This window comes from Streptomyces sp. NPDC054932 (assembly GCF_053610205.1).
Map to the genome: position 1 here is coordinate 1 of NZ_JBSGXU010000079.1, position 22,603 is coordinate 22,603.

At 73.6% G+C, this 22,603-nt stretch carries 19 protein-coding genes and 1 pseudogene; 9 read left to right on the forward strand and 11 right to left on the reverse strand.

Features of this window, described 5'->3' with window-relative positions:
* Positions 1-46 precede the first annotated feature (46 nt).
* Entirely contained in the window at positions 47-394 is a 348-nt protein-coding gene (locus tag ACWGE1_RS21725; RefSeq protein WP_453422152.1) for a DUF6191 domain-containing protein, read from the forward strand.
* Here ACWGE1_RS21725 and ACWGE1_RS21730 read toward each other — a convergent pair.
* From ACWGE1_RS21730 to ACWGE1_RS21750, 5 genes are all read right to left on the reverse strand, one after another.
* Positions 372-998, reverse strand: coding sequence for a hypothetical protein (locus tag ACWGE1_RS21730; protein WP_453422126.1), 627 nt, complete (start codon positions 996-998; stop codon positions 372-374). The genes ACWGE1_RS21725 and ACWGE1_RS21730 overlap by 23 nt on opposite strands.
* The gene (locus tag ACWGE1_RS21735; RefSeq protein ID WP_453422127.1) at positions 995-2,614 is read right to left on the reverse strand and encodes a serine/threonine-protein kinase; all 1,620 of its coding nucleotides are present in this window, start codon (positions 2,612-2,614) and stop codon (positions 995-997) included. The genes ACWGE1_RS21730 and ACWGE1_RS21735 overlap by 4 nt, the downstream gene beginning before the upstream one ends.
* Before the next feature lie 145 nt (positions 2,615-2,759).
* Positions 2,760-4,013: a Tm-1-like ATP-binding domain-containing protein gene (locus tag ACWGE1_RS21740; protein ID WP_453422153.1), complete on the reverse strand. Its 1,254-nt coding sequence runs from the start codon at positions 4,011-4,013 to the stop codon at positions 2,760-2,762.
* 48 nt (positions 4,014-4,061) lie between these two features.
* The gene (locus tag ACWGE1_RS21745) at positions 4,062-4,541 is read right to left on the reverse strand and encodes an NUDIX domain-containing protein (RefSeq protein WP_453422128.1); all 480 of its coding nucleotides are present in this window, start codon (positions 4,539-4,541) and stop codon (positions 4,062-4,064) included.
* A gap of 110 nt (positions 4,542-4,651) precedes the next feature.
* A complete protein-coding gene (locus tag ACWGE1_RS21750; RefSeq protein ID WP_453422129.1) occupies positions 4,652-5,686 on the reverse strand; it encodes a cation diffusion facilitator family transporter in 1,035 nt (344 codons plus the stop codon).
* Positions 5,687-5,865: 179 nt separating this feature from the next.
* On the opposite strand from ACWGE1_RS21750, the gene ACWGE1_RS21755 reads away from it, so the two are divergent.
* Genes ACWGE1_RS21755 through ACWGE1_RS21765 form a run of 3 tightly spaced genes read left to right on the forward strand, consistent with a single transcriptional unit; the run spans position 5,866 to position 9,964 of the window.
* Positions 5,866-8,244, forward strand: coding sequence for an FHA domain-containing protein (locus ACWGE1_RS21755; RefSeq protein WP_453422130.1), 2,379 nt, complete (start codon positions 5,866-5,868; stop codon positions 8,242-8,244).
* Positions 8,245-8,249: 5 nt separating this feature from the next.
* Entirely contained in the window at positions 8,250-8,987 is a 738-nt protein-coding gene (locus tag ACWGE1_RS21760; RefSeq protein ID WP_453422131.1) for a hypothetical protein, read from the forward strand.
* Entirely contained in the window at positions 8,987-9,964 is a 978-nt protein-coding gene (locus tag ACWGE1_RS21765; protein WP_453422132.1) for a serine/threonine-protein kinase, read from the forward strand. The genes ACWGE1_RS21760 and ACWGE1_RS21765 overlap by 1 nt, the downstream gene beginning before the upstream one ends.
* A 94-nt stretch (positions 9,965-10,058) precedes the next feature.
* Here the strand turns inward: ACWGE1_RS21765 and ACWGE1_RS21770 are convergent, their stop codons facing one another.
* Positions 10,059-11,357 carry a streptophobe family protein gene (locus tag ACWGE1_RS21770; protein ID WP_453422133.1) on the reverse strand — a complete coding sequence of 433 codons (1,299 nt, stop codon included), beginning with the start codon at positions 11,355-11,357 and terminating at the stop codon, positions 10,059-10,061.
* A gap of 93 nt (positions 11,358-11,450) precedes the next feature.
* On the opposite strand from ACWGE1_RS21770, the pseudogene ACWGE1_RS21775 reads away from it, so the two are divergent.
* Positions 11,451-12,695, forward strand: a pseudogene (locus tag ACWGE1_RS21775) (DUF6777 domain-containing protein); the annotation flags it as partial.
* 515 nt (positions 12,696-13,210) lie between these two features.
* On the opposite strand, the gene ACWGE1_RS21780 reads toward ACWGE1_RS21775, so the two are convergent.
* Complete coding sequence (locus ACWGE1_RS21780; protein WP_453422134.1) at positions 13,211-13,459, reverse strand: hypothetical protein; 249 nt, start codon at positions 13,457-13,459, stop codon at positions 13,211-13,213.
* A gap of 126 nt (positions 13,460-13,585) precedes the next feature.
* Between ACWGE1_RS21780 and ACWGE1_RS21785 the strand changes: the two genes are divergently transcribed.
* Both ACWGE1_RS21785 and ACWGE1_RS21790 read left to right on the forward strand, forming a co-directional pair.
* Positions 13,586-14,758: a sensor histidine kinase gene (locus ACWGE1_RS21785; RefSeq protein ID WP_453422135.1), complete on the forward strand. Its 1,173-nt coding sequence runs from the start codon at positions 13,586-13,588 to the stop codon at positions 14,756-14,758.
* Positions 14,759-14,762: 4 nt separating this feature from the next.
* Positions 14,763-15,452, forward strand: coding sequence for a response regulator (locus tag ACWGE1_RS21790; RefSeq protein WP_453422136.1), 690 nt, complete (start codon positions 14,763-14,765; stop codon positions 15,450-15,452).
* A 3-nt stretch (positions 15,453-15,455) separates the two neighbouring features.
* Here ACWGE1_RS21790 and ACWGE1_RS21795 read toward each other — a convergent pair whose 3' ends face one another.
* Complete coding sequence (locus ACWGE1_RS21795) at positions 15,456-15,788, reverse strand: DUF6422 family protein (RefSeq protein ID WP_453422137.1); 333 nt, start codon at positions 15,786-15,788, stop codon at positions 15,456-15,458.
* A gap of 225 nt (positions 15,789-16,013) precedes the next feature.
* Between ACWGE1_RS21795 and ACWGE1_RS21800 the strand changes: the two genes are divergently transcribed.
* Positions 16,014-18,083, forward strand: a complete 2,070-nt coding sequence (locus tag ACWGE1_RS21800) for a SpoIIE family protein phosphatase (protein ID WP_453422138.1) — start codon at positions 16,014-16,016, stop codon at positions 18,081-18,083.
* 93 nt (positions 18,084-18,176) lie between these two features.
* Here ACWGE1_RS21800 and ACWGE1_RS21805 read toward each other — a convergent pair whose 3' ends face one another.
* From ACWGE1_RS21805 to ACWGE1_RS21815, 3 genes are all read right to left on the reverse strand, one after another.
* Entirely contained in the window at positions 18,177-20,147 is a 1,971-nt protein-coding gene (locus tag ACWGE1_RS21805; protein ID WP_453422139.1) for an ABC transporter permease, read from the reverse strand.
* A gap of 149 nt (positions 20,148-20,296) precedes the next feature.
* A complete protein-coding gene (gene modA / locus ACWGE1_RS21810) occupies positions 20,297-21,082 on the reverse strand; it encodes a molybdate ABC transporter substrate-binding protein (RefSeq protein ID WP_453422140.1) in 786 nt (261 codons plus the stop codon).
* A 194-nt stretch (positions 21,083-21,276) separates the two neighbouring features.
* Positions 21,277-21,672, reverse strand: coding sequence for a TOBE domain-containing protein (locus ACWGE1_RS21815; RefSeq protein ID WP_326593088.1), 396 nt, complete (start codon positions 21,670-21,672; stop codon positions 21,277-21,279).
* A 134-nt stretch (positions 21,673-21,806) separates the two neighbouring features.
* Between ACWGE1_RS21815 and ACWGE1_RS21820 the strand changes: the two genes are divergently transcribed.
* Entirely contained in the window at positions 21,807-22,199 is a 393-nt protein-coding gene (locus tag ACWGE1_RS21820; RefSeq protein ID WP_453422141.1) for an RNA-binding S4 domain-containing protein, read from the forward strand.
* Positions 22,200-22,603 lie beyond the last annotated feature (404 nt).

The window sequence follows — 22,603 nt, forward strand, 5'->3', positions numbered from 1 at the left end:
CCCCTCGGCGGAACGGCCGGGGCACGGCGTCGGCTACCGTCGGGGCATGGGCTTCGTCATCTTCATGACCCTTCCCGGTCTGGCTCTGGTGCTGACCGCCGTGGCCTTCCTCGACCTGGCACTGGTCCGCGCGGGCCGCGCCGGGCTGTTGCCCTGGCGGTGGAACGGCCGGCAGGGGCAGATATCCGCCACCGGCTTCGAGCAGCTGCACGCCAGCTTCTCGCCGGGCAAGCAGAACGAGCTCAAGGAGCGGCAGAGCGCCCTCGTCATGCGCGACGACGAGGAGGACGGCGCGCCGCCGCGCACCCGGGTGGACCTCGACGGCGGGCTCGCCGTCATCCGGCTGCCCGCCGCCGCGTCCGCGCCGACCCTTACGGCGCGCAGCGGTACGTGAAGTCCACCGCGGCCGTGTGCCGACCGGGCGACACCAGCTGGAGCTCGGCCCGCGCGGGGTAGCTCCCGGTGCCCCGGAAGGTCCACAGGAGGTGCAGCCGGGCCTCCCGCTGCCCGCGCGGCACCCGCTCGGTCAGCTGCTCGGACTGCGTGCCGTCGCTGCGCACCCACCGGTAGGTGAGGGTGCCCGGGCGGCCGTCGGTCGCCACGACGGCCACCACATCGGCCGTCGCGTCACAGCCCGGCCCCTTGGGATCGGTGCTCACGGCCACGCCCCGGACCTCGATGCCCGGCCCGAGCCGCTGCCACCCGAGGTACGCGAGGACCGCGGCGAGAACGACAGCGGCGAGGGCGTACCGCCGCAGACCGGCCCACCGGCGCCGCCGGGGCGGCGGCGCGACGGCCGCGGCCGCGTCGATGGGGAACGGTGCCGGCATGGCCGCGGTGACCCCGGGCCCGAAGCGGAGCACGGACCCCTCGACCCGGTCGGGAGCCACCTCCTCGGGAGCCATCCGCTTGGTCGTCGTCGGCGGGCCGCTGAACCAGTGGCTGCCGAGGACGGTGGCGCTGTAGTCGTCGCCCTCGGGGGCGCCGGAACCGCTCATCGGGGCACCTCCTGGCAGCGCAGCAGGTACTGGGAGGCCGACGCGGACTTGTTTCCCGCGGTGGGCTTGGTGGTGACGCGGACGCCGCCGTAGCAGCCGCGGTCACGCGTGAAGGTGTGGGACCTGACCACGGGCGCGATCGAGCCGGCCTGCACCACGAACGACTCCGTGCCGTCGGGGACGGAGTAGGAGCCCTGCGCGCCGCCCAGGAACCACTCCACCACTACGGTCACCGAACCGGTGCCCTCGGCGGCGACCGAGATGGTCGCATCGCCCCGGTAGACCCCGGTCTTGAGCGACACGGCGACATTCGTGACCTTCAGCGTCGGTGTGGGCGTCGGCGTCGGCGTCGGCGTCGGCGTCGGGGTCGGCGTGGGCGGCCAGCTCACCGTCGGCTTCGGGGTGGGGCTCGCCGACCACGACGGTGAGGCCGTCGGGGACGTGGACCCGGACGGCGAGGGGCTCGGCGACGCCGAGGGACTCGGGGACGCTGAAGGCGAGGCGGAGGCCGTCGGGTTCGGGCTCGGGGAGGGCGACCCGGGAGGGGCCGCGCTCGTCGTGGCGAAGGCACTCAGCGCCGAGGCCCCGCCCGGGTCCGCGCCGATCGCGTCCGTCGTCAGCAGCAGTACGGTTCCCATCACCAGCGCCACGCCCGCCGCGAGCCAGCCGCTGCGCCCCGGAGCCCAGCCCGAACCGCTGGGCACCGTGGTCGTGGCCACCGCAGTGGTGCCCGCCGCCGGGGCGCCCGCCGAGGGGAACAGCAGCGGCAGCAGGGCGGCCAGCGCCGCCAGCTTGCGCTGCCCGCGCTCCTCCCACTCGGGCCCGTACGCCGCAAGCGCCACGCCCTCCAGCTCCGCCACGAACGCCTCGGCGTTCTCGGGCCGCTGCTCGGGCGCCTTCGCGAGGCCGCGCCGGATCAGCGGACGTACGGGCTCCGGAGCCTCGGTCTCCGGCACCGGCGCCTCTATGTGCTGGACGGCGAGCTCGGCGAAGTTCTCCCCGTCGTACGGCTTGCGCCCGGTGAGGCACTCGAAGAAGGTCGCCGTCGCCGCGTACACGTCGGCCGCGGGCGAGGCCGGCCGGCCCTGCCACTGCTCGGGAGCCATGTAGGCGGGGGTTCCGGCCACGCCGGGCGTGCTGCCGCGGTTGGCCGCGATCCCGAAGTCCACCAGCTTCGACGAGCCGTCCGGCGCGACGAGCACGTTCTCCGGCTTGTAGTCCCGGTGGACGACGCCCGCCCGGTGCGCCGCAGCCAGCCCGAGCAGGGACCCCTTGAGGACCACCAGCGCGGCCTCGGCGTCGGCCCGCCCGGACTGCTTCAGCAGGGCGCGCAGGGAGATGCCGTCCACCAGCTCCATGACGATGGCCGCGCCGCCGGATGCCTCCACGTACTCGTACAGCCTGACCACGTACGGGGTCTCGAGCCCGCCCAGGAGCCGGGCCTCGGCCCGGAACTCCCCGACGAAGGCCGGGTCCTGGCGCAGCCGGTCGCTGAGGTACTTCACCGCGACCGGCGTGCCCGTGCCGTCGTGGACGGCGAGCACCACGCGGCCGCTGCCGCCCGAACCGAGCTCCCGGACCTCGGTGTAACCGGGGACCGTCCACGTGTTCCTCATCGTTCCTGCCCCCTGCCTGCCCTGCGGCGCCGCTGCATCGATCGCACGTCCGGTCCGGGACCGGCCGTCCACCGGTCCTCCCCGGTCCGGACGCCACATGGGACGTGGTTTCCTCCGTGGCCGGTTCCCGACCACGGAGGGTGTCTCAGGCCGCGGCCGACAGCGCGCCGATCATGGCGTGCAGCCGGTCGGCCGCCGCCCGCCCGAAGACCGGGTCGTTGATGTGCGTGTCGTAGTCGTAGAGCCGGGTGGCACTACCGCGCAAGCCTTCGCGCAGTGCCGAGAACAGGGCCCGGTCCGCGCCGGGGTCATGGTACGGGCCGCCCGGCGCGCCCAGGGTGGACAGTCCACGGAGCGGGACGCAGACGGCCGTGGGCCCGCACGCCGCGCGCAGTTTGGCGGCGACCCGGCGGCCGAGCTCCGCGCATTCCGCCACGGTCGTACGGGTCACCGTGATGGACGGGTTGTGCACGTGGACGCCCCGGTCACGGACCGCTCGGGGCAGGCTCTCCAGCGGGCCGAACTTCACCATGTCCAGCGCCCCCAGGCTCACCACCTGCGGCACTCCGGCCCGCCCGGCCGCACTGAGCCGGTCGGGGCCCGCGCTGAGGATGCCCCCGCACAGGTCGTCGGCGATCTCGCTGAGGGTGAGGTCGAGGACGCCGGCGAAGACCCCCTGGCCGGCCAGCGTCTCCAGGGTGCGGCCACCGGTGCCGCTGACGTGGAAGACCAGCACCTCGTAGCCGAGTTCCGTGAGCCGCTCGCGCGCCGCGTCCACCCCGGCCGTGGTCACGCCCGCCATGCTCGCCGCGACGAGCGGGCGGCCGCCCGATCCCAGCCGGGGCGTCCGGCCCTCCGGGGAAGCCCGGTCGAAGGCCCGTGCCATCGCGGCGACGGCCTCCACGGCGTTCGCCAGGACCGGTGCGGAGATGCTGTTGATCCCCGCGATGTCCACCACGCTGTACATCATCGTGATGTCCGAGGAGCCCACGTACGGGCGGACGTCCCCGGACGCCATGGACGAAACCATCAGCTTCGGTACGCCCAGCGGCAGGGCGCGCATCGCCCGGGTGGCGATGGAAGTGCCGCCGCTCCCGCCGATGGCGAGCACCCCGTGCAGCCGGCCCTCGGCGTGCAGGCGTAACAGGGTCGCCTCCGCGCCCTTCGCCATGGTGGTCACGGCCGCGCCCCGGTCGGCGGCCGTGCGCAGCTCCGACAGCTCTGCTCCCGCCGCCCGGGCCACGGCGTCACGCGGCACATCGGCGGGCACCCGGGGTTCGCCCATGATTCCTGTGTCGACCAGTACCACTTCGACGCCGGCGCGCAGCAGCCTCTCCCGCAGCCAGCCGTACTCCACACCCTTGGTGTCCAAGGTTCCCACCAGCACGACGTTCGTCATGTGCGCAATGTCCATGCAGATAAGGGTGTTGGCAAGTGCAAGTGTGGGTCAAACCTTCAGGAGCTCCAACAGTCGTTTCAAGAAAGGGAGTTGGGAGGTCATCAGCATGTTTTCCGCCAGCGGTGGAGCAAACCAGGCCACCCGGTCCAGCTCCGGGAACTCCTGCATGTTCCCGGAGCGCGGCGGCCACTCCATGGTGAAGGTCCCGGGCACCATCAGGGCGGGGTCGAGATCCGCCTCCACCGCCCAGATGGTCACGAGCTTCCCGCTGGTCAGCCGTACCTCCCCCAGCGGCAGGTACTCGCCCTCCGGCGGGGGCAGCCCGATCTCCTCGGTGAACTCCCGGCGGGCCGCGTCCCGCGGCGTCTCCTCCGGCCCGTATTCACCCTTGGGGATGGCCCACCCCCCGGCTTCCCGCCCGGCCCAGAGCGGGCCGCCCATGTGGCCGAGCAGGACCTCGACACCGGACTCCGGGTCCGGGCCGGTCCACCGGAACAGGAGCAGTCCGGCACTGCGTTTGTGCGTCATGGGTACATCCATGCCCCGGATGGACCCGGGCCAGTGATCCGCGCATGCGTTCTGCGGCAAGCCGGCAAGCCGGCAAGCCGTAAGCCGGCAAGCCGGTCGGTCTTCCGCGGTCAGTGGTCGTGCGGGCCCTGCCGGTGGACCGGACCGTGTGCGTCCGCGCAGTGCGCGTCGGACGGGGACCCGCCCGCGCGGCCGACCGTGAGCAGGGTGTCCTGCGCGTGGTCCACCTGGAGGGTGGTGTGCGTGATCCCGTACTCCTTCTCGAGCAGCCGCTCCAGGTCCCGGCGTACGGCGTGGCAGTCGCCCGCCGGCTCCACCAGCACGTGCGCGGAGAGCGCCGCCTGGCCCGAGGTGATCGTCCAGATGTGCAGGTCGTGCACCTCGGTCACGGGCGGGTGCCCGACCAGCCGGTCGCCGACCGCGTCCGGGTCCACATGGGCGGGGGCGGCCTCCAGGAGTATCCGGCCGGACTCGCGGATCAGTCCGTAGCCCGCCTTGAGCATCAGCGCCACCACGACCAGCGTGGCGATCGCGTCGGCCTGCCGGAATCCGGTGGTCAGGACGATCAGACCGGCGACGGCGGTCCCGATGAAGGCGAAGAGGTCGTTCAGGATGTGCTGGTAGGCACCCTCGACGGCGAGCGAGGAACGGTTCGCCCGGGAGATGCACCAGGCCGCGGCCACATTGACGACGATGCCCGCGAGCGCCGTCACCAGGACCAGCCCGCCCTCCACCGGCGGCGGGTCCATCAGCCGCCGCACCGCCTCGTACGCCAGCCAGACGGCCAGCAGGAGCAGCGTCAGCCCGTTGGCCTGGGCGGAGAGTATCTCCGCCCGCTTGAGGCCGTACGTGAAGCCGCCGCGGGCGGGGCGCGCGGCCAGCCGCATGGCGATCAGGGCCAGGACGATCGAGACGGCGTCGGTCAGCATGTGGGCCGCGTCGGAGATCAGGGCCAGCGAGTTGGCCAGGACGCCGATGACCACCTCGATGGCCATGAACCCGCCGATCAGTGCGAGCGCGATCGCCAGCCAGCGCCGGTCGGCGTCCGCGGACACGCCGTGACTGTGCCCTCCGGGCCCGTGACCGTGCCCGCCGGCTCCGTGTCCGTGCCCGTGGTCGTCGTGCGCGTGGTCGTGCCCACTCATGGCGTCCCCCGTCTCGTCGCGGCACCCGTGTGTTCGGTTCCGTCGCGTGAAGTGAAGCGCACCTCGGCGAGATGGGCAAAGGCTGCAACGGGGACCGTTGTCATTACCCATAACAGGGCTCTGACCTGCGTCGATGTCCGACCGCTGCCGGACCTTCGGGATCGTGGGAAGATCTGGTCATGGTCCAGCGCCCCGGTGTGCCGACCGCGCCCCAGCTCCTCCTGGTGACCGACTGGGGCGCCACCGAGATGGATCCCGACCGGATCTATCACGTCGGTCGGGACCCCCTCTGCGAGATCTGTTTCGACGACGCCCGCGTCTCCTGGCACCACGCGATCCTGCGCCCCGACGGTGACCACTGGACGCTGGAGGACGAGGGCAGTACCAACGGCACGTGGGCCGACGGCCACCGCATCCACGAATGGAGCGTCGGCGTCGGCACCGAACTGCGCTTCGGCAGTGTCGACGACGGGCCGCGCGCCGCAGTCGTCGGCCCCGCGCCGCCCGCCCCGCCCTCGCCGCACGGCACCGGCCGGCCGTCCCAGGTCGCGAACATGCCGATGACCGGCACCTTCCGGCAGCCGACGACCGTACGCCCCCTGCCCGTCCGCACCGCCGTCCGCATCGGCCGCGCCCCCGACAGCGACCTCGTCATCGACGACCTCACCGTCTCCCGCCGCCATGCCGAGCTGCACGCCCTCGCCGACGGCTCGTACGAGATCGTCGACGTCGGCAGCCACAACGGCACCTACCTCAACGGCACCGCCGTGACCCGGGCCGTCCGCGTCACCGAGGGCGACATCGTCGGCATCGGCCACTCGAACTTCTGCCTCGTCGGCGACCAGCTCCAGGAGTTCGTGGACACCGGCGAGGTCTCCCTCGACGTCCAGAACCTCACCGTCGCCGTCGACCGAGGCCGCAAGACCCTCCTCGACCAGGTCTCCTTCCCGGTCGGGGCCAAATGCCTGCTCGCCGTCGTCGGGCCCAGCGGCGCCGGCAAGTCCACCCTGCTCGGCGCACTGACCGGCCTGCGCCCCGCCGACCAGGGCACCGTCCTCTACGACGGGCGCGACCTCTACCGCGACTACGCGGAACTGCGCAGCCGCATCGGGCTCGTCCCGCAGGACGACATCCTGCACCTCCAGCTCACCGTCCGGCGCGCCCTCACCTACGCCGCCGAACTGCGCTTCCCGCAGGACACCGCCAAGGCCGAACGCCAGGCCCGGGTCGACGAGGTGATCGGCGAACTCGGCCTCGAACAGCGTGCCGACCAGCCCATCCACAGCCTCTCCGGCGGCCAGCGCAAACGCGTCTCCGTCGCCCTTGAACTGCTCACCAAGCCGTCCCTGCTGTTCCTGGACGAGCCCACCTCCGGTCTCGACCCCGGCATGGACCGCTCGGTGATGCACATGCTGCGCAACCTCGCGGACGACGGCCGCACGGTCATCGTCGTCACCCACAGCGTGCTCAATCTGGAAGGCTGCGACCGCCTCCTGGTCCTCGCGCCCGGCGGGCGCATCGCGTACTACGGCCCTCCCGAGGAGGCCCTGGAATTCTTCGGTTTCGAGCAGTGGCCCGAGGCCTTCGAAGCCTTCGAGAACCAGCGCGACCGCGACTGGGCCGGCGAGTACCGGGCCTCGCCCCTGCACCGGCGCAACGTCGACGTCACCGCCGGCGGGATGCCGCTCGCGGGACAGGCCGAACGGGCCGCCGGCGGCCCGCCGCCGAAGCCGCCGCCCAAGGCCCAGAGCTGGGGTTCCCAGCTCTCCACCCTGATCCGCAGGTACGCCTCCGTACTCAGGTCCGACCGCACCTTCCTGGTCATCATGATCGCGCTGCCGTTCGTCATGGGCGCCATGACCCGCGCGCTGGCCGGGAACGAGCTCACGGCCGAAACGGCGCTCAACGCCCTGTTCATCCTGTGCGTGGGCGGAGTCCTGATCGGCGCCGCCAACGCGGTGCGCGAACTCGTCAAGGAACGCGTCATCTACCAGCGCGAGCGCTCCGTCGGCCTGTCCCGTTCGGCCTACCTGATGTCGAAGGTGGTGGTCCTCGGCTCGATCACCGTCGCCCAGGCCGTGGTCCTCACCCTGGTCGGCATCGGAGGCGTGAAGGCCAATGCGCCCGACGGCCGGGGCCTCTTCATGCCACCACTCCTGGAGATAACCCTCGCCGTCGCCCTGCTGTCCGTCACCGCGATGCTGCTCGGCCTGCTGATCTCCGCCCTGGTGGCCAAGGAGGAGGTCACCATGCCGCTGCTGGTCCTGCTCACGATCGTCCAGGTGGTCTTCTGCGGGTCCCTGCTGAAACTCACCGGCGTCCCGGTCATCGAACAGCTGGCGTGGTTCGTGCCGGCCCGGTGGGCCATGGGGGCGATGGCGGGCACCATCGACCTCGGCGCGATCGTGCCCGGCAAGATCACCCAGGACCCGCTGTTCGACCACGAAGCCCGCCTGTGGCTCCTCGAAATGGGCATGCTCGTCGTCCTGTCCGTGCTGTTCGGCGTGCTGGTCGCCCGGCTGCTGCGCCGCCACGAGCCGACCATCATGCGGAAGTAGGCTTCATGAGCAGCGCGATGGGCCCGGGAGGCGAGGTGGCGGATTTCCGGCCCACCCATGTGGTGCCCCAGGAGGGCCTGCCCGCCTGGGAGGGGCCCGACGTCAGCCGGCCGACCGTGCCCCTGGACCCGTTCCTGCCCGTTCAGCTGCTGTCCCGGCGGGGGGAGTGGGGGGAGGTCCTGTGCTCCAACGGCTGGTCCGCCTGGGTGGACGGGAGGCTGCTGGTCGCCATGCCGCATCCGCCGCCGACGGCCGGGGGACGGGCCCCGGTCCGCTCCGAGGACCCGAGACCGCTGCTCACGCGAGGCGCCGAGACCCTGGAACGCTACCGGCGGGCCGTGGACGAGCTCGCCTCGGGCCGGATCGACACCGACGCCTTCCGCCGCTCCGTACGCGGGCTGCGGGCCGGAGTGGTCATCGACGGGGAGTCGGCGTGGCTCTACGACGACAAGTCCGGCCGGTGGCTGTACGACGACGGGGAACGCCTGACGACCTACGCGGTCAACGCCGGACCGGGCGGCTCGCAGGGCCCGGGCCCCGGTCCCGGTCCCGGCGCCGTGCCCAGGTCGCAGCCACCGCCCGCGGACACGGATCCGGGCGGTGGGGCCGCCGCCGCCCGCAGGACCCCGACACCGACCGACGTGGTCGCGGTCCCGCGCGAAGGCGCCGGGGACCGGCCGGACCCGGCGGTGCCCCATGACCCGACGCGGATCGTCGACACCAGCGATCCCGGAGGCGGCTGATGGGCGACGCCGATCTGCGCGGGACGCAGATCGCCGGGTACCTGGTGGAGAGCGAGCTCGGGCGCGGGGGGATGTCCGTCGTCTACCGGGCCCGGGACCTGAGCCTCGGCCGCAGCGTGGCACTGAAACTGCTGGCCCCCGAGCTGGCCCGCAACGACACCTTCAGGAAGCGGTTCGCCCACGAGTCGAAGGTGGCCGCGGCCATCGAGCACCCGCACATCGTGCCCGTCTTCGAGGCGGGCGAGGCGGACGGCCTGCTCTACATCGCCATGCGCCTCGTCGAGGGGCCGGACCTGCGGGTGATGCTGGACCGGACGGGCCCGCTGACGGTGGAGACCGCCGCGCGGATCGCGGGTCAGGTGGCGTCGGCGCTGGACGCGGCCCACGCCCACGACCTGGTCCACCGGGACGTGAAACCGGGCAACATCCTGATCGGCGCGGGCACGGACCGGGACCATCCGGAACACGCCTACCTCACGGACTTCGGGCTGACGAAGAAGTCGCTGTCGCTGACCGGGTTCACGACCGACGGGCAGTTCGTCGGGACCGTGGCCTACGTGGCGCCGGAACAGATCTCCGGGAAGCCGGTGGACGGCCGGTGTGACGTCTACGGCCTGGGGTGCGTCGTCTACGAGGCCCTCGCCGGGGAACCGCCGTTCCAGCGGGACGAGGACATCGCCCTGCTGTGGGCCCACCAGTACGATGCGCCGCCGCCGCTGGCCTCGCGGCGGCCCGGACTGACGGAGGCCGTCGACGAGGTCCTGGCGAAGGCGCTGGCCAAGTCGCCGGACGACCGGTGGAGCAGCTGCCTGGAGTTCACCGGCGCCCTGCGGCGGGCGGGCGCGGACTCCGCTCCGCCGACGGCGGGGCCCGCGGGCGGGCCTCCGGAGGTGGCGGGCACGGCCGGGCCGGACGCGCTGCCCCCGCCGCCACCCGTGCCGCGGTGGGCGCTGCCGGTGTTCAGGGGAACGGCCTGAGCCGCGTCGGCCGCCGGCCGGGGCCTCCCGGCTCTTCCCAGGCGTCGCGGGCCGGGCGGGACTCTGCGGACACCCCCCAGGAGCGGACACCCCCCTAGGACCCGGGGGCCGGTCGGGTGGCCGCGGCCGGTTCGTCGACACGGCCGCGGCGGTGCAGCGGACGGGCCAGGAGGGCGCCCAGGAATCCCGCCACGGCGCCCCACAGGAGACCGAGCCCGACGTTGCGCCACAGCGCGGGCTGCAGCTCGACCTGGGCATCGAGGCCGTCCACGTCACCGAGCCCCAGCAGGGAGAGGCCGAACTCCGCCTGAATCCGGCCCAGCAGGCAGACCGTCAGGGTCGCGAGGGCCAGGGCCACGCCGAGGTGGAGCGCGTGCTGCCAGGGCCGGACGTGGGCGGGGGAGCGTACGGCCGCCAGTACGCCCGTGCCGAGCAGCAGGACGGCGGCCACCGCCACCAGCCACCACGCCCGGGAGTCCTGCTCGGCGAGCGAGGACACGTCGACCCCGGACAGGTCGGAGCCCCGCAGCACCTGGTCGAGCAGTTGCGGCATGGGCAGCCCGAAGGGTCCCTCGACCTTGCCGTCCCAGGCGCCGCCGAAGCCCAGGGTGAGCGCGAGCCAGACGAGATTCGGCAGCCCGAGCAGGATCACGGCGAACGTCCGGTCGGCATGGCCCTGGGTGAGGGCCACGACCACGCCGACCCCGATCCCGAGGACGACGTAGGCGAGGAGCAGCAGCATCGTGGCGAAGGCGGCCGGGCGCAGCGCCGAGTGGAAGCGGACCAGCCGGGCCGGGAGCGGGGCGCGCCGCGAGACCAGCAGGGCGATCAGCAACAGGCCCAGGATCCACAGCAGTCCGTAGAGGAGGGTGGCGGGGAGGTCGGCCTCGAAGCCCACCGTGGGCTCGGAATCGAGGATTTCGGTGATCGTCCCGATGGGGGAGTCGCCGGTGGAGACGCCGAAGGTCGCGCGGGCGAGGAAGGCGACGCCGGTCAGTGCGAGGAGCCACAGCAGGACCAACGGGACCGCCCGGCCGAGGAGTTCGCGCGGCCGGGCCACCGCCCGGTTGTGCAGGGGGCGCAGGAAGAGGTAGCCGGTCGTGAGGGCGCCGGCCAGGGTCACCGAGAGGGGGACCACCGACAGGCTCGCCTCCGCCCCCGCGAGGAGTCCGGCGCCGCCCGACACGTCGAGCGAACCGCCGGCCGCCATCACCACGACCGCGGCGACCACATGAGGGAACGCGCCGTTCGGCAGGTCGCCCGCACCCGCGCACACCAGCCCGGCAGCGGCGACCGCGGCCATCACCACGAAGCCCGCGACGACGGCGACGAGGGCGGCACGCCATGCCCTCGCGGAGCCCCCCGACGATGACGATCCCGGCGTCTGACTCACCCTGCCACCGTGACATCCCCGGCTTGCGGGCACCACCCGGACGGCGCACACAATGGTCCCCAGGGAACTCACTCCTCCTGGGAAGAAGAGCCCGTGACCACACAACCATCCGGCCGACCGCCGTCTTCAGAACGCCCCACCGGTCCGCCTTCCGGCCCGCTCTCGGGCGGACAGCAGGGGCCCCCGCCACCACCGCCGCCGGCCCCGCCGGGTGGGCCCGGAGGCCAGGGCCAGGGCCCGGCCAAGGGCCCTTGGTGGCGCTCCGTACCAAAGCTCGTCACCGCGCTCGTCGCGGTGGCGGCGGTCGTCTCCCTGGTCGTCGTTCTCACCCGGCCCAGCGGGACCTCCAGCAACGCCGGTGGAGAGGTGTTCCTCCAGCCCGTCGCCGCCTCCGGCCCCGACCCCTTCACCGAGTCCACGGCGGTGAAGGAGGACACACCGCCGCCGGAGCCGACGGTGCAGCCCTCCAAGAGCGGCGACACCCCGACCACGAGTCCGACCGGACCGATCAACACCAAGAGCGTCAGCGGTTCCTCGCCGGGCGTCTACGGCGGCACCAGGAACGTCGTCAGCTGTGACGTCGAGAAACTGGTCGGATCGCTGACCGCGGACCCCGCCAAGAACGCGGCCTTCGCCTCGGCGCTCGGCCTCCAGCCCGCAGCCGTACCGGGCTACCTCCGCTCCCTCACCCCGGTGCAGCTGCGCTTCGACACCCGGGTGACGAACCACAGCTTCAAGAACGGCCAGGCCGTCCCCTACCAGGCCGTGCTCCAGGCAGGAACGGCCGTACTGGTGGACGACCGTGGCGTGCCGCGGGTGCGCTGCGCCTGTGGCAACCCGCTCGGTCCGCCGGTGCCGCTCAAGGCCGCGCCGAAGCGCTTCGGGCAGACGTGGCCCTCCTACCAGCCGTCGCGGGTGGTGGCCGTCGCACCGTCGACGACCGTCGTGAACAAGATCGTGATCTACGACCACCGCGACAACCGCTGGTACGAGCGCCCCAAGGGCGGCAACGAGCAGGGCAAGCCCCGGCCCCCCGACAAGCCGATCCCGCCGCCGGTGTTCCCGACACCGCGGCCGATCACCCCGAGTCCGGTGCTCACACCGACCCCGTCCGTGACCGGCCCGACCCCGACAGGCCCGACCCCGACAGGCCCGACCCCGACCGGCCCGACGCCGACAGGTCCGACCCCGACAGGCCCGACACCGACCCCGTCCGTGACGAGCCCGAAGCCGACCCCGTCGGTGACGACTCCCACTCCGTCCGTCACCAGTCCGAAGCCGACGACCCCGACCCCGACTCCGACCGAGCCGTCGAAGCCGCCGTCCGAGACGCCTTCCGAGCCGCCGTCGAAGCCGCCGTCCGAGACGCCTTCGGAAACGCCTTCCGAGCCGCCGTCGAAGCCGCCGTCCGAGACACCCGCGGAAACGCCGTCGAAGCCGCCGTCCGAGACGCCCGCGGAGACACCGTCAAAACCACCCTCTGAGACTCCCGCGGAGTCACCGACACCGGAGTCCGTGGCGCCGACTCCCGCCTCTCCGGAGGCGCCCCCGCCGAGCACGCCGGCCGCCCCTGAGCCGCAGACCACGCCGGCTGCTCCCGAGCCGCAGACCACTCCGGCCGCTCCCGAGCCGCAGTCCCCTCCGCCGCCGGTGGCGCCGGAGCCGGAACCGGCCCAGACGGCCCCCGCTCCCGAGCCCCCCGCTCCCGAGCCGCCCCCCGCCCCCGAGCCTGAGCCGGAGCCCGAGGGCCCCGCCCAGGAGAGCTAGCAGACACGCTCCCCGTCCATGACCGCGTCTCCTCCCCATCGGGGGAGGAGACGCGGTCGCGCGGCGCCGCGGCGGCCGGCCGGGGATCAGGCGCGGCCGCGCCGGGTCAGCGCGTCGCCCGCCGCGCCCACCGCGAAGCCGAGGGCGATCATGACGACGTAGCTGTAGACCTCGAAGCCGTCGGGGGCGAGGAAGCGGACGAATCCCATGAAGTGGATCCAGCCGAGCCACTCGTGCAGCAGGCCGCTGGCGCCGCCGACGACGAGGACGAAGCAGAGCACGCCCGTCAGGGTGGCCAGCGGGGACTTCGGGGGTTTCGGAGTGGAGGAGGTCATGCTCCGACGCTAGGCGCCGGGCACCGGACCGGGCATCGGCCTTAGGGCGGCCCGCGGTCGTACTTAAGTATCCGGTGCGGGGCGCGGACGCCCGCTCGCGCGCGGGCCCGCGTAGATTTCCGGGACATGCGCCGCATCCACCGCACCCGCCGGGACTGGGCCGCCGACCTGGGTCTGTTCCTCTTCGCCGCGTGCTTCGCCGCCGTCAGCTCACAGTCCATCCCGGTCGACGAGAGCCTCGGACCGGGCTGGCGGGCCGCCGACCAGGTGGCCGGCGGGCTGGGCTGCGCGGCCGTCTTCCTGCGACGGCGCCGGCCGGTCCAGCTGGCCGTGGTGCTGCTCGTGGCCGGCGGCGTGGCGCACTATCTGACCGGGCCGGCGATGGTGGCGGTCTTCACCGTGGCCGCGACCCGGCCGTGGAAGGCCACCGCGTGGGTGGCGGCGCTGGTCTTCGGCCCCCTGCCCTTCTTCCTGTGGCAACTGCCGGACATGTCCGAGGAACGGGCGGGCTCGGCGGTGACGTACTTCGCCCTGATCGCCGGAGCCATCGGCTGGGGATTGTTCCGGCGCTCCCGGCAGCAGCTGATCGCCTCACTGCGCGAGCGCGCCGAGCTGGCCGAGGCGGACGCGCAGTCGCGGGCCGAGCGGGCCCGGCTGGAGGCCAGGGAGGAGATCGCCCGCGAGATGCACGACGTACTCGGCCACCGGCTGTCGCTGCTGAGCGTGCACGCGGGCGCCCTGGAGTTCAATCCCGGAGCCCCGCGGGCCGAGGTCGAGCGTGCCGCCGGGGTCATCCGGGAGAGCGCCCACCTGGCCCTGCACGACCTGCGCGAGGTCATCGGCGTCCTGCGGGCGGGACCGGGGGACGGACCCGCGGACGGCGAGCGCCCGCAGCCGGACCTGGCGGACCTCACCCGCCTGGTGGCGGAGGCGAGGGCCGCGGGCGGACGGATCGAGCTGGCCGGACCGCCCGCGGGGGCCGCGCCGCCGCCTTTGGTGGGGCGTACGGCGTACCGGATCGTGCAGGAGGCGCTGACCAACGTACGCAAGCACGCGCCCGGCGCGCCCGTCGACGTGCGGTTGACCGGCGGGCCGGGGGACGGGCTGACGGTGGAGGTCCGCAACACCCGGCCGCCCGGGCCCGATCCGGCCCGGGTCACGGTCCCCGCAACGGCCGGGGGCGGCGGGCAGGGACTGGTCGGCCTGGCCGAACGCGCCCGGCTGGCGGGCGGGGAACTGACGGCCCTCCCCGCCGACGGCGGCTTCCGGGTGCACGCGTGGCTACCCTGGCAGGGCTGATCGGGTGACGAGGGAAGAGGCGCAGGTGATCCGCGTACTGCTGGTCGACGACGACGCGATCGTCCGGTCCGGGCTGCGCCTGATGCTGGGCGGCGCCCCGGACATCGAGCTGGTCGCGGAGGCAGTGGACGGTGCGGAGGTGCCCGGCCTGGTCGCCGCGCACGGCCCCGACCTGGTGCTGATGGACATCCGGATGCCCGGCGTCGACGGGCTGGCCGCCACCGAGCGGCTGCGCGCGCGGCCGGGAGCACCGGAAGTGCTGGTCCTGACCACCTTCCACACCGACGCGCACGTCCTTCGGGCGCTGCGGGCCGGAGCGGCCGGTTTCCTCCTCAAGGACACCCCGCCGCAGGAGATCGTGACGGCCATCCGGACGGTGGCCGCAGGGGACCCCGTACTGTCCCCGGCCGTCACCCGCAGGCTGATCGACCAGGTGGCGGGCGACTTCGGCCAGGGCGCCCGGGCGAACGGTGCCCGCGACCGGCTGGCGCTGCTGGCCGGACGCGAGCGGGACGTGGCCCTGGCCGTCGGGCGGGGCCTGTCCAACGCGGAGATCGCGCGGGAGCTGCACCTGGCGCTGCCCACGGTGAAGACCCACGTCTCGCGGATCCTGACCCGGCTCGACCTCAACAACCGGGTCCAGATCGCCCTCCTGGTCCATGACGCGGGCCTGCCGGCCGACGGTCAGGGGTGAACCTCACGTCGAGAAGTGCTGCGACGGCCGGTGCCCACAGTTGCGGACGGGGGCTCCCGTGCCGAAATCAGGCCCGGTGAAGTCGGTGAAGTCCGCCCGGCAGGCTCCGCCGTCCCCCTCGTAGTTGCGGCAGCCGCACCGATGGTTCGCCGGGGGAGGCGCCAGCTTCGCGCCGCACGGGTTCCCGAAGAAACCGGGTTCGGGCACCGGTTCCACCCCCGACCGCATCAGCATGCCCTCCGCCTCCTTCCGGGAGCGGATGACCAGGTAGGCGGCTTGCTCCAGGGTTTCCGACTGCTCTTCGGTCAGATCGTCCGGGTCGGGAAAGGCAGGCACGCGCTCCACTCTCCTTGGCGTCGTCGACCGGTCGCGGCGGATGTGCCCGTCGTACCAGAAGCCCCCGGGGCACAGGGCCGGGCACGCGCGGTCCCCGCCGCATGCCGGTCCCGACTTCCGCCGGTCGGACCACCCGAGGCCGCTCCCCTGTCGCGCCGGGCCCGGGACGCGGGGGTCCGGCCGTCCCACGGGGACACCGGCGGGCGAGAGTGAGACCCTGGCTGCATGGCCCGTAGGGCAAAGAACCCCGACGTCGGCTGGCCCGCGAGACCGGACACGAGCCTCGCGCTCAACCACATGGGCACATTCGACTGGGACCTCGACAGCGGGCGGATGCACCTCGATCCCACCGCGCTCGAGGTGCTCGGCCTGCGCCCGGACGATTTCGACGGGACCCCCGACGGGCTCCGGCGGTGCTTCGCACCCGGTGAGGAGGCCCGGCTCGACACCCGGGTCGCGCAGGCGATCAAGGACGGCCGGAGCCACTACGGGGCCTACGTCCGCAGCCGCCGGCGCGACGGCGAGTCGCCCTGGATCCATATCCAGGGGCACATCCTGCGGGACCCGGCCGGGCGCCCGTACCGCGTGATCGGCATCCTCCGCGACGCCACCCACGACCCCGGCGAGCCCGGCGCCGCCGGGGAGCAGACGGAGGGGCGCCGCCGGATGACCAACGTCGTCGAGCGGACCACCGCCATCCTCGCCCACGCCCGCACCGTCAACGACGTGACCGACATCCTCAAGGACCCCCGGGCGCTCGGGCACCTCGGCGCCGTCAGCGTGATGCTGGGCGTCGTCGACGGCGGCCGCATCCACCTGGTCGCGGAGGGACAGCTCGGCTCGTACGTGCCCGAGATCGAGTACACGCGGATCGACGCGCAGTTCCCGATGAGCGAGGCCGTGCGCACCATGCAGTCGGTCTTCCTCGTCTCGCGGGAGGAATTCCAGCAGCGCTACCCGCTGCTGTGGCCGTACATCGAGCCGCTGTCCGTCCGCAGTGGCGTCTACCTGCCGCTGATCGCCCAGGGGCGGCCCATCGGGGCCCTCGGGCTGCTCTACACGCGGGACGGCGATTTCACCGCCGAGGAGCGGAACCTGCTGATGGCGCTCGGCAGCGGCGTCGCACAGAGCCTCCAGCGCGCCATGCTCTTCGAGCAGGAGCACGACCTGGCCGAGGGACTCCAGCGGGCCATGCTGCCCCGCCGGATCCCGGAGGTGCCGGGCGCCCTGATCGCCGTACGGTACCGCTCCGCCCGGATGGGGCGGGACATCGGCGGCGACTGGTACGACGTGGTCCCGCTCGGCGAGGGCCGGGTCGGGGTGATGATCGGCGACGTCGAGGGGCACGACACGGACGCGGCCGCCGTCATGGGGCAGCTGCGCATCGTGATGCGCGCCTACGTCGTCGAGGGGCACACGCCCGGCACGGCGATGGCACGGGCCTCGGCCTTCCTGCGCGAACTGGAGACGGAACGGTTCGCCACCTGCACCTACGCCGAGGTCGACCTCACCACCGGGATGCTCCGGATGGTCCGCGCCGGGCATCTCGACCCGGTCGTGCGGCGCGGCGACGGAAGCGTGCACCGGGTCCAGGTGGCCGGCGGGCTACCGCTCGGCCTGCCACCCCGCGAGCCGTCCGGCACCGGCTCCGGCTATCCCGTCACCAGCCTCGAACTGCACCCCGGGGACACCCTGCTGCTGTGCACCGACGGCCTGATCGAACGCCCCGGCTCGGACGCGGACACCGGCATGCGGGAGCTCATGGCGGCGGTCCACAGCGGCCCGATCGACGTGGAGGAACTGGCCGACGTCCTGTGCGACCTGGTCGGGGACTCGGGCAGCGGGGACGACATGGCCCTGCTCGTCCTGCGCCGCCGCGGCACCCCCACCGCACGCGGCGGCGGTCCGCTGCACCAGCGGCTGGAACCGGGCGACGCGAAGGCCCCGGCGCTGGCCCGGCACCTGATCCGGGCGGCCGTGGCCGCCTGGGGCGCACGGCACCGGGCCGACGAGATCGAACTGGCGGCGGACGAGCTGATGACCAACGCCCTGGTCCACACGGAGGGCGGCGGCCACGTCAGCATGCGGCTCACGGCGCAGGGGCGGATCCGGATCGAGGTCGAGGACACCAGCAGCGCCCTGCCGCGGCGGCGCGAGGCGGGTGACTGGGCGGTCTCGGGGCGCGGCCTGATGCTGGTGGATCGGCTCGCGGACGAGTGGGGCGTGGAGCCCCGGGGCGGCGGGAAATGCGTGTGGTGCGAGTTCGCCCTGGCCGCCCCGGAGGACGCCGGCTGAGGACCGCCGACTGTCACCGTCGGCCGAGGCGCCGGGCGCCCGGAGCCCGGTTCCGGGCCGCGGAATCAGACCCGCGGAATCAGACCGGCGGAATCAGAGACGTACCAGTGTGACCTCGGTGGCCTTCACGCTCGTCCACACCGCGACGCCCTCCACGATGCCCAGTTCGGCCGCCGCCTCGGGGGTGATCTCGGCGACCAGATCGGGCACCTCCACCGAGGAGATCAGCACGCGCAGCCGGCTGCCGACCGCGGTGACCTCCCGTACGGTGCCCGGCCAGACGTTGCGGGGGCTGCCGCCCGGGCGGTCCCGGTGCACCGACACCGCCTCGGGCGCGATGATCGCCAGCGCCTTCGCCCCCTCGGGCAGTGCCTCGGCGACCACCAGCCGACCGCCCGCCGCGAGGGTGAGGCCGGCGGCCGACGCGGTGCCCGGCCACGCGTTGCGCCCCAGCATGCGGGCCACCCACGGGGAGCGCGGGTGCCGGGTCACCTCGGCGGGCGGCGCGTCCTGCAGGGCCCGGCCGTCCGCCAGTACGAGGACCCGGTCGGCCAGCGACACCGCCTCGACGGGATCGTGGGTGACGACGAGGCAGACCCCGCCGAAGCCGGCCAGATGCGTGCGCAGGGTGTGCCGCACCCGGGCCCGGGTGGTCTGGTCGAGGGCGGCCAGCGGCTCGTCCAGCAGGAGGAGCCGGGGCCGGGCGGCCAGCGCCCGGGCGAGGGCGACCCGCTGGGCCTGGCCGCCGGAGAGCTGGGCGGGCCGGCGGTCGGCGAGGTGCCCGACACCGAGCCGGTTCAGCCAGGCGTGGGCCTCCCGGCGGGCCTCGGCGCGCGGCACCCGGCGGGCGCGCAGCCCGTACGCCGTGTTGGCCAGGGCGGTCAGATGCGGGAACAGCGCCCCGTCCTGCGGCACCCAGGCCACCTGCCGCTGGTGCGGGGGCAGGGCGGTGACGTCGGTGTCGCCGAGCCGCAGCTCGGCGTGGGCGCGCGGAGTGAGGCCGAGCAGGGCGCGCAGCAGCGTGGTCTTGCCGACGCCGTTCTCGCCGACGACGGCGATGGTGGTGCCGGGTTCGGCGTCGAGGGTCAGCCGGTTGAAGCCGGTGACCTCGGCGTGCAGGGGCCAGCGGCCGCCGTCGTGCGGCAGCACGGCGCTGCCGGCGCCGGCGGTGTCATCGGCGGCGGGCTCCGGGACCGGCGTCGTCGCCGCCGTGGCTTCGCGGGCCACCGGGGTGCCCGTCCATCGCCCGCGCAGGGCGATCAGTACGCCCATGGCGATCGCGAGGAGCAGCAGGGAGACGGAGGTCGCGGCCTCGGGCCGGTCCTGCAGCAGCAGGTACACCTGGAGCGGCAGGGTCTGGGTGGTGCCGGGCAGGTTCCCGGCGAAGGTGATGGTCGCGCCGAACTCGCCCAGCGCGCGGGCCCAGGTCAGCGCCGCACCGGCGATCAGGCCGGGAGCCACCATGGGCAGGGTCACGGTGAAGAACACCCGCACCGGCGAGGCGCCGAGCGAGGCGGCGGTCTCCTCGTAGCTCTGCCTGAGACCGCCGAGGGCGCCTTCGAGGCTGATCACCAGGAACGGCATGGCGACGAACGTGGCCGCGACGACGGCGCCCGACGTGTGGAACGGCAGGGTGATGCCGAAGGTGCCCTCCAGCCAGGGCCCGAGCAGTCCGCGTCGGCCGAAACCGAGCAGGAGGGCCACACCGCCGACGGTCGGCGGCAGCACCATCGGGAGCAGTACGAGGGAGCGGACCAGGGCCTTGCCCTTGAACTCGACGCGGGCCAGCAGCCAGGCGAGCGGTACGCCGAGGAGCAGGGAGAGGACGAGGGCCCACAGGGAGACCAGGAGCGACAGCTGCAGGGCCTCGACCACACCGGGGCTGGTGAGGTGGGCGCCGAGCTCGCTCCACTGCGTGCGGACGAGGATGCCGACGAGCGGCAGCAGCAGGAACGCGACGGCGAGCAGCGCGGGGAGCGCGAGGGCCAGTGGGGGCCGGGTGCCGCTGCGGGTGCCGGTACGCGGGCCGGTACGCGGGCCGGTCTTGGTGCGGAGTCTGCTCATGAGGGTTCCTGGCTGGGGGTGTTGGCTGCGGGGAAGCGTATGCGGCCGGCGGCGGGTCCGGGGCGCCCGTGCGGGGAAACGCCGAGAGGGGCTGCCTGTCCCCCCGGTTCAGGCAGCCCCTCGGCGTCCGGCCGCGGCCGGTGGCGGCACTACGCCTTCTGGAAGCCCGCGTCCTGGAGGATCTTCTGCGCCTCGGGGGTGCTCAGCCAGGTCACGAAGGCGGCCGCTTCCTGGGCGTTCTTGGACTGCTTCAGCGTGGCGGCCGGGTAGGAGGCCACGGCGTTCTGGTCGTCCGGGATCTCGACGGTGACGACCTTGTCGCCGGACTTGGCGGAGTCGGTCTTGTAGACCAGGCCGGCGTCGGCCTCGCCCAGCTCGACCTTGCTCAGCACGGCACGGACGTTGGGCTCCTGGGAGACCGGCTTCACCTCGATCTTCTGGGCGTCGAGGATCTGCTTGCTGTAGCGGCCGACCGGGACCTCGGGGGCGGCGAGCACGACCTTGATCTTGGTGTCGGCGAGGTCCTTGAGCTCGTCGATCTTGAACGGGTTGGCCTTGCCGGCCGCGATGACCAGGCGGTTCTTGGCGATGATCGTGGCGTCACCGGTCTCGGCCTTGAGACCGTCCATGGTCTTGGTGTCGGCGGTGACCAGGGCGTCGGCCGGGGCACCCTGCTTGACCTGGGCCGCGAGCTCCTGCGAACCGGCGAAGGAGAAGGTGATCTTCGTGCCGGGGTGGGTCTTCTCGTACTCCGCACCCGCGGCCTTGAAGACGTCGGTGAGGGAGGAGGCGGCGAGGACCGTGAGGTTCACGGCCTTCGGCTCGGGGGTGGCGGCGGGCTTGTCCTCGCCGCTCTTGCCGCAGGCGGCCAGCGGCACGAGCAGGGCGGCGGTCAGTACGGCGGCGGCACTGCGGCGGATCGTGATCGGGGACATGAGCAGATGCTCCTCGGTCGGGTCGGCGGTCGGCCTGGTGCCGGAACCGCACGGTGGTGACCCGCGCCGGTGACGGGCGGAGCGGGTGGGGAGGGTAGGTGACGCTGAGCGGGTGGTGCGGGGCTCCGCGGGTGGCGGCGGGTGGCCGGGCGGGGTGGACGGGTGGGGTGGACGGGCAGTGCCGTCCGTCCGGATCAGGTGCGGTCGATGTGCACGCTGGTGGACTTCACGCGGGCGGTGGCCTGCATGCCGACCTCCAGCCCGAGCTCCTCGACGGCCTCACGGGTGAGCAGGGAGACCAGACGGTGCGGACCCGCCTGGATCTCGACCTGGGCGGCCACGTCGCCGAGCTTGACGGCCGTGACGATGCCGGGAAAGGCGTTGCGGGCCGAGGTGTACGGCTCGCCGTCCTCGGTGTGGGCGCCCTGGCCCACCTCGACGGAGAAGGCGGCCAGATCGCGTCCGTTGATCAGGCGTCGGCCGCCCTCGTCGCGATGGGTCACGACCCGGCCGGCGTCGGCCCAGCGGCGCGCGGTGTCCGGGCTGACGCCCAGCAGACGCGCCGCCTGTCCGATGGTGTAGGACTGCATGTGCGACAAGGTAGGGGTACGTGTGGCGCATTTGCAATTCTCTTGGGATGATCTCCATGGCAGATGCCATACCTCTTGGTGTATCTGCCAAAAGTCATTCCGCTCTGCCGTGTCCGGCTCGCTAGAGTCGGGGCATGGCTGATGAGGTATCGGGAACGGAAACGGGCACGGTGCGGGTCGATGCGTGGATCTGGTCCGTACGCCTGACCAAGACCCGCTCGATCGCGGCGACCGCCTGCCGGGCGGGCCACGTGAAGGTCAACGGCGAGCGCGCCAAGCCCGCGCAGCCGGTGCGTGCGGGGGACGAGGTGAGGCTCTTCCACGCCGGGCGCGAGCGGATCGTGGTCGTCAGGCGTCCCGTGTCCAAGCGGGTGGGGGCTCCCGTCGCCGCCGAGTGCCTGATCGACAAGAGCCCGCCGCCGCCGACTCCCGTGGAGGCAGCCGTGGTCGGCATCCGCGACCGCGGTGCGGGACGCCCGACGAAGCGTGAACGCCGCGAGATCGAATCCCTGCGCGGCCGCCCTTGAGGAGCTGGTCCGCGCCAGCACGCCCGCCCCGGGGGGTCCCGGTCCGGACGAGTCCGGGGCTCCGCTGCGCCTTGGGCTGCTCGCGGCCGTCTGGCGCAGCGCTCCGCCGGGCTCCCCGTGGGAGCTGCGCGGATCGCCCCGGGTGCGCACCCGGTTGACCTCGAGGGCCGACCGGGGCGCCTTCGTCGCCCACCTGTACGACGCGGACGCGCTGGGCGCGGCCCGGCCCGGTGTGCTCCGGCCGCACGAACGGCATGACCGGCTCGCGGCCGCGACCGTAACGGCCACCTCCGTCGACACGTCGCAACGCATCACAAGCCGCATCTCGCCGACGGCAGTCGGCCCCGGATCGTTCGAAGCCCGCCGCCCCCGGCAGCTGGAGCGCCCGGCAGACCACGTCGATG

Bases quoted from the DNA above. Each gene is read 5' to 3' on its own strand.
- ACWGE1_RS21785 (WP_453422135.1), top strand. From the start codon at position 13,586: ATGCGCCGCATCCACCGCACCCGCCGGGACTGGGCCGCCGACCTGGGT.
- ACWGE1_RS21780 (WP_453422134.1), bottom strand. From the start codon at position 13,459: ATGACCTCCTCCACTCCGAAACCCCCGAAGTCCCCGCTGGCCACCCTG.
- modA (WP_453422140.1), bottom strand. From the start codon at position 21,082: ATGTCCCCGATCACGATCCGCCGCAGTGCCGCCGCCGTACTGACCGCC.
- ACWGE1_RS21805 (WP_453422139.1), bottom strand. From the start codon at position 20,147: ATGAGCAGACTCCGCACCAAGACCGGCCCGCGTACCGGCCCGCGTACC.
- ACWGE1_RS21725 (WP_453422152.1), top strand. From the start codon at position 47: ATGGGCTTCGTCATCTTCATGACCCTTCCCGGTCTGGCTCTGGTGCTG.
- ACWGE1_RS21745 (WP_453422128.1), bottom strand. From the start codon at position 4,541: ATGACGCACAAACGCAGTGCCGGACTGCTCCTGTTCCGGTGGACCGGC.
- ACWGE1_RS21820 (WP_453422141.1), top strand. From the start codon at position 21,807: ATGGCTGATGAGGTATCGGGAACGGAAACGGGCACGGTGCGGGTCGAT.
- ACWGE1_RS21730 (WP_453422126.1), bottom strand. From the start codon at position 998: ATGAGCGGTTCCGGCGCCCCCGAGGGCGACGACTACAGCGCCACCGTC.
- ACWGE1_RS21740 (WP_453422153.1), bottom strand. From the start codon at position 4,013: ATGACGAACGTCGTGCTGGTGGGAACCTTGGACACCAAGGGTGTGGAG.
- ACWGE1_RS21750 (WP_453422129.1), bottom strand. From the start codon at position 5,686: ATGAGTGGGCACGACCACGCGCACGACGACCACGGGCACGGACACGGA.
- ACWGE1_RS21735 (WP_453422127.1), bottom strand. From the start codon at position 2,614: ATGAGGAACACGTGGACGGTCCCCGGTTACACCGAGGTCCGGGAGCTC.
- ACWGE1_RS21755 (WP_453422130.1), top strand. From the start codon at position 5,866: ATGGTCCAGCGCCCCGGTGTGCCGACCGCGCCCCAGCTCCTCCTGGTG.
- ACWGE1_RS21800 (WP_453422138.1), top strand. From the start codon at position 16,014: ATGGCCCGTAGGGCAAAGAACCCCGACGTCGGCTGGCCCGCGAGACCG.
- ACWGE1_RS21815 (WP_326593088.1), bottom strand. From the start codon at position 21,672: ATGCAGTCCTACACCATCGGACAGGCGGCGCGTCTGCTGGGCGTCAGC.
- ACWGE1_RS21760 (WP_453422131.1), top strand. From the start codon at position 8,250: ATGAGCAGCGCGATGGGCCCGGGAGGCGAGGTGGCGGATTTCCGGCCC.
- ACWGE1_RS21765 (WP_453422132.1), top strand. From the start codon at position 8,987: ATGGGCGACGCCGATCTGCGCGGGACGCAGATCGCCGGGTACCTGGTG.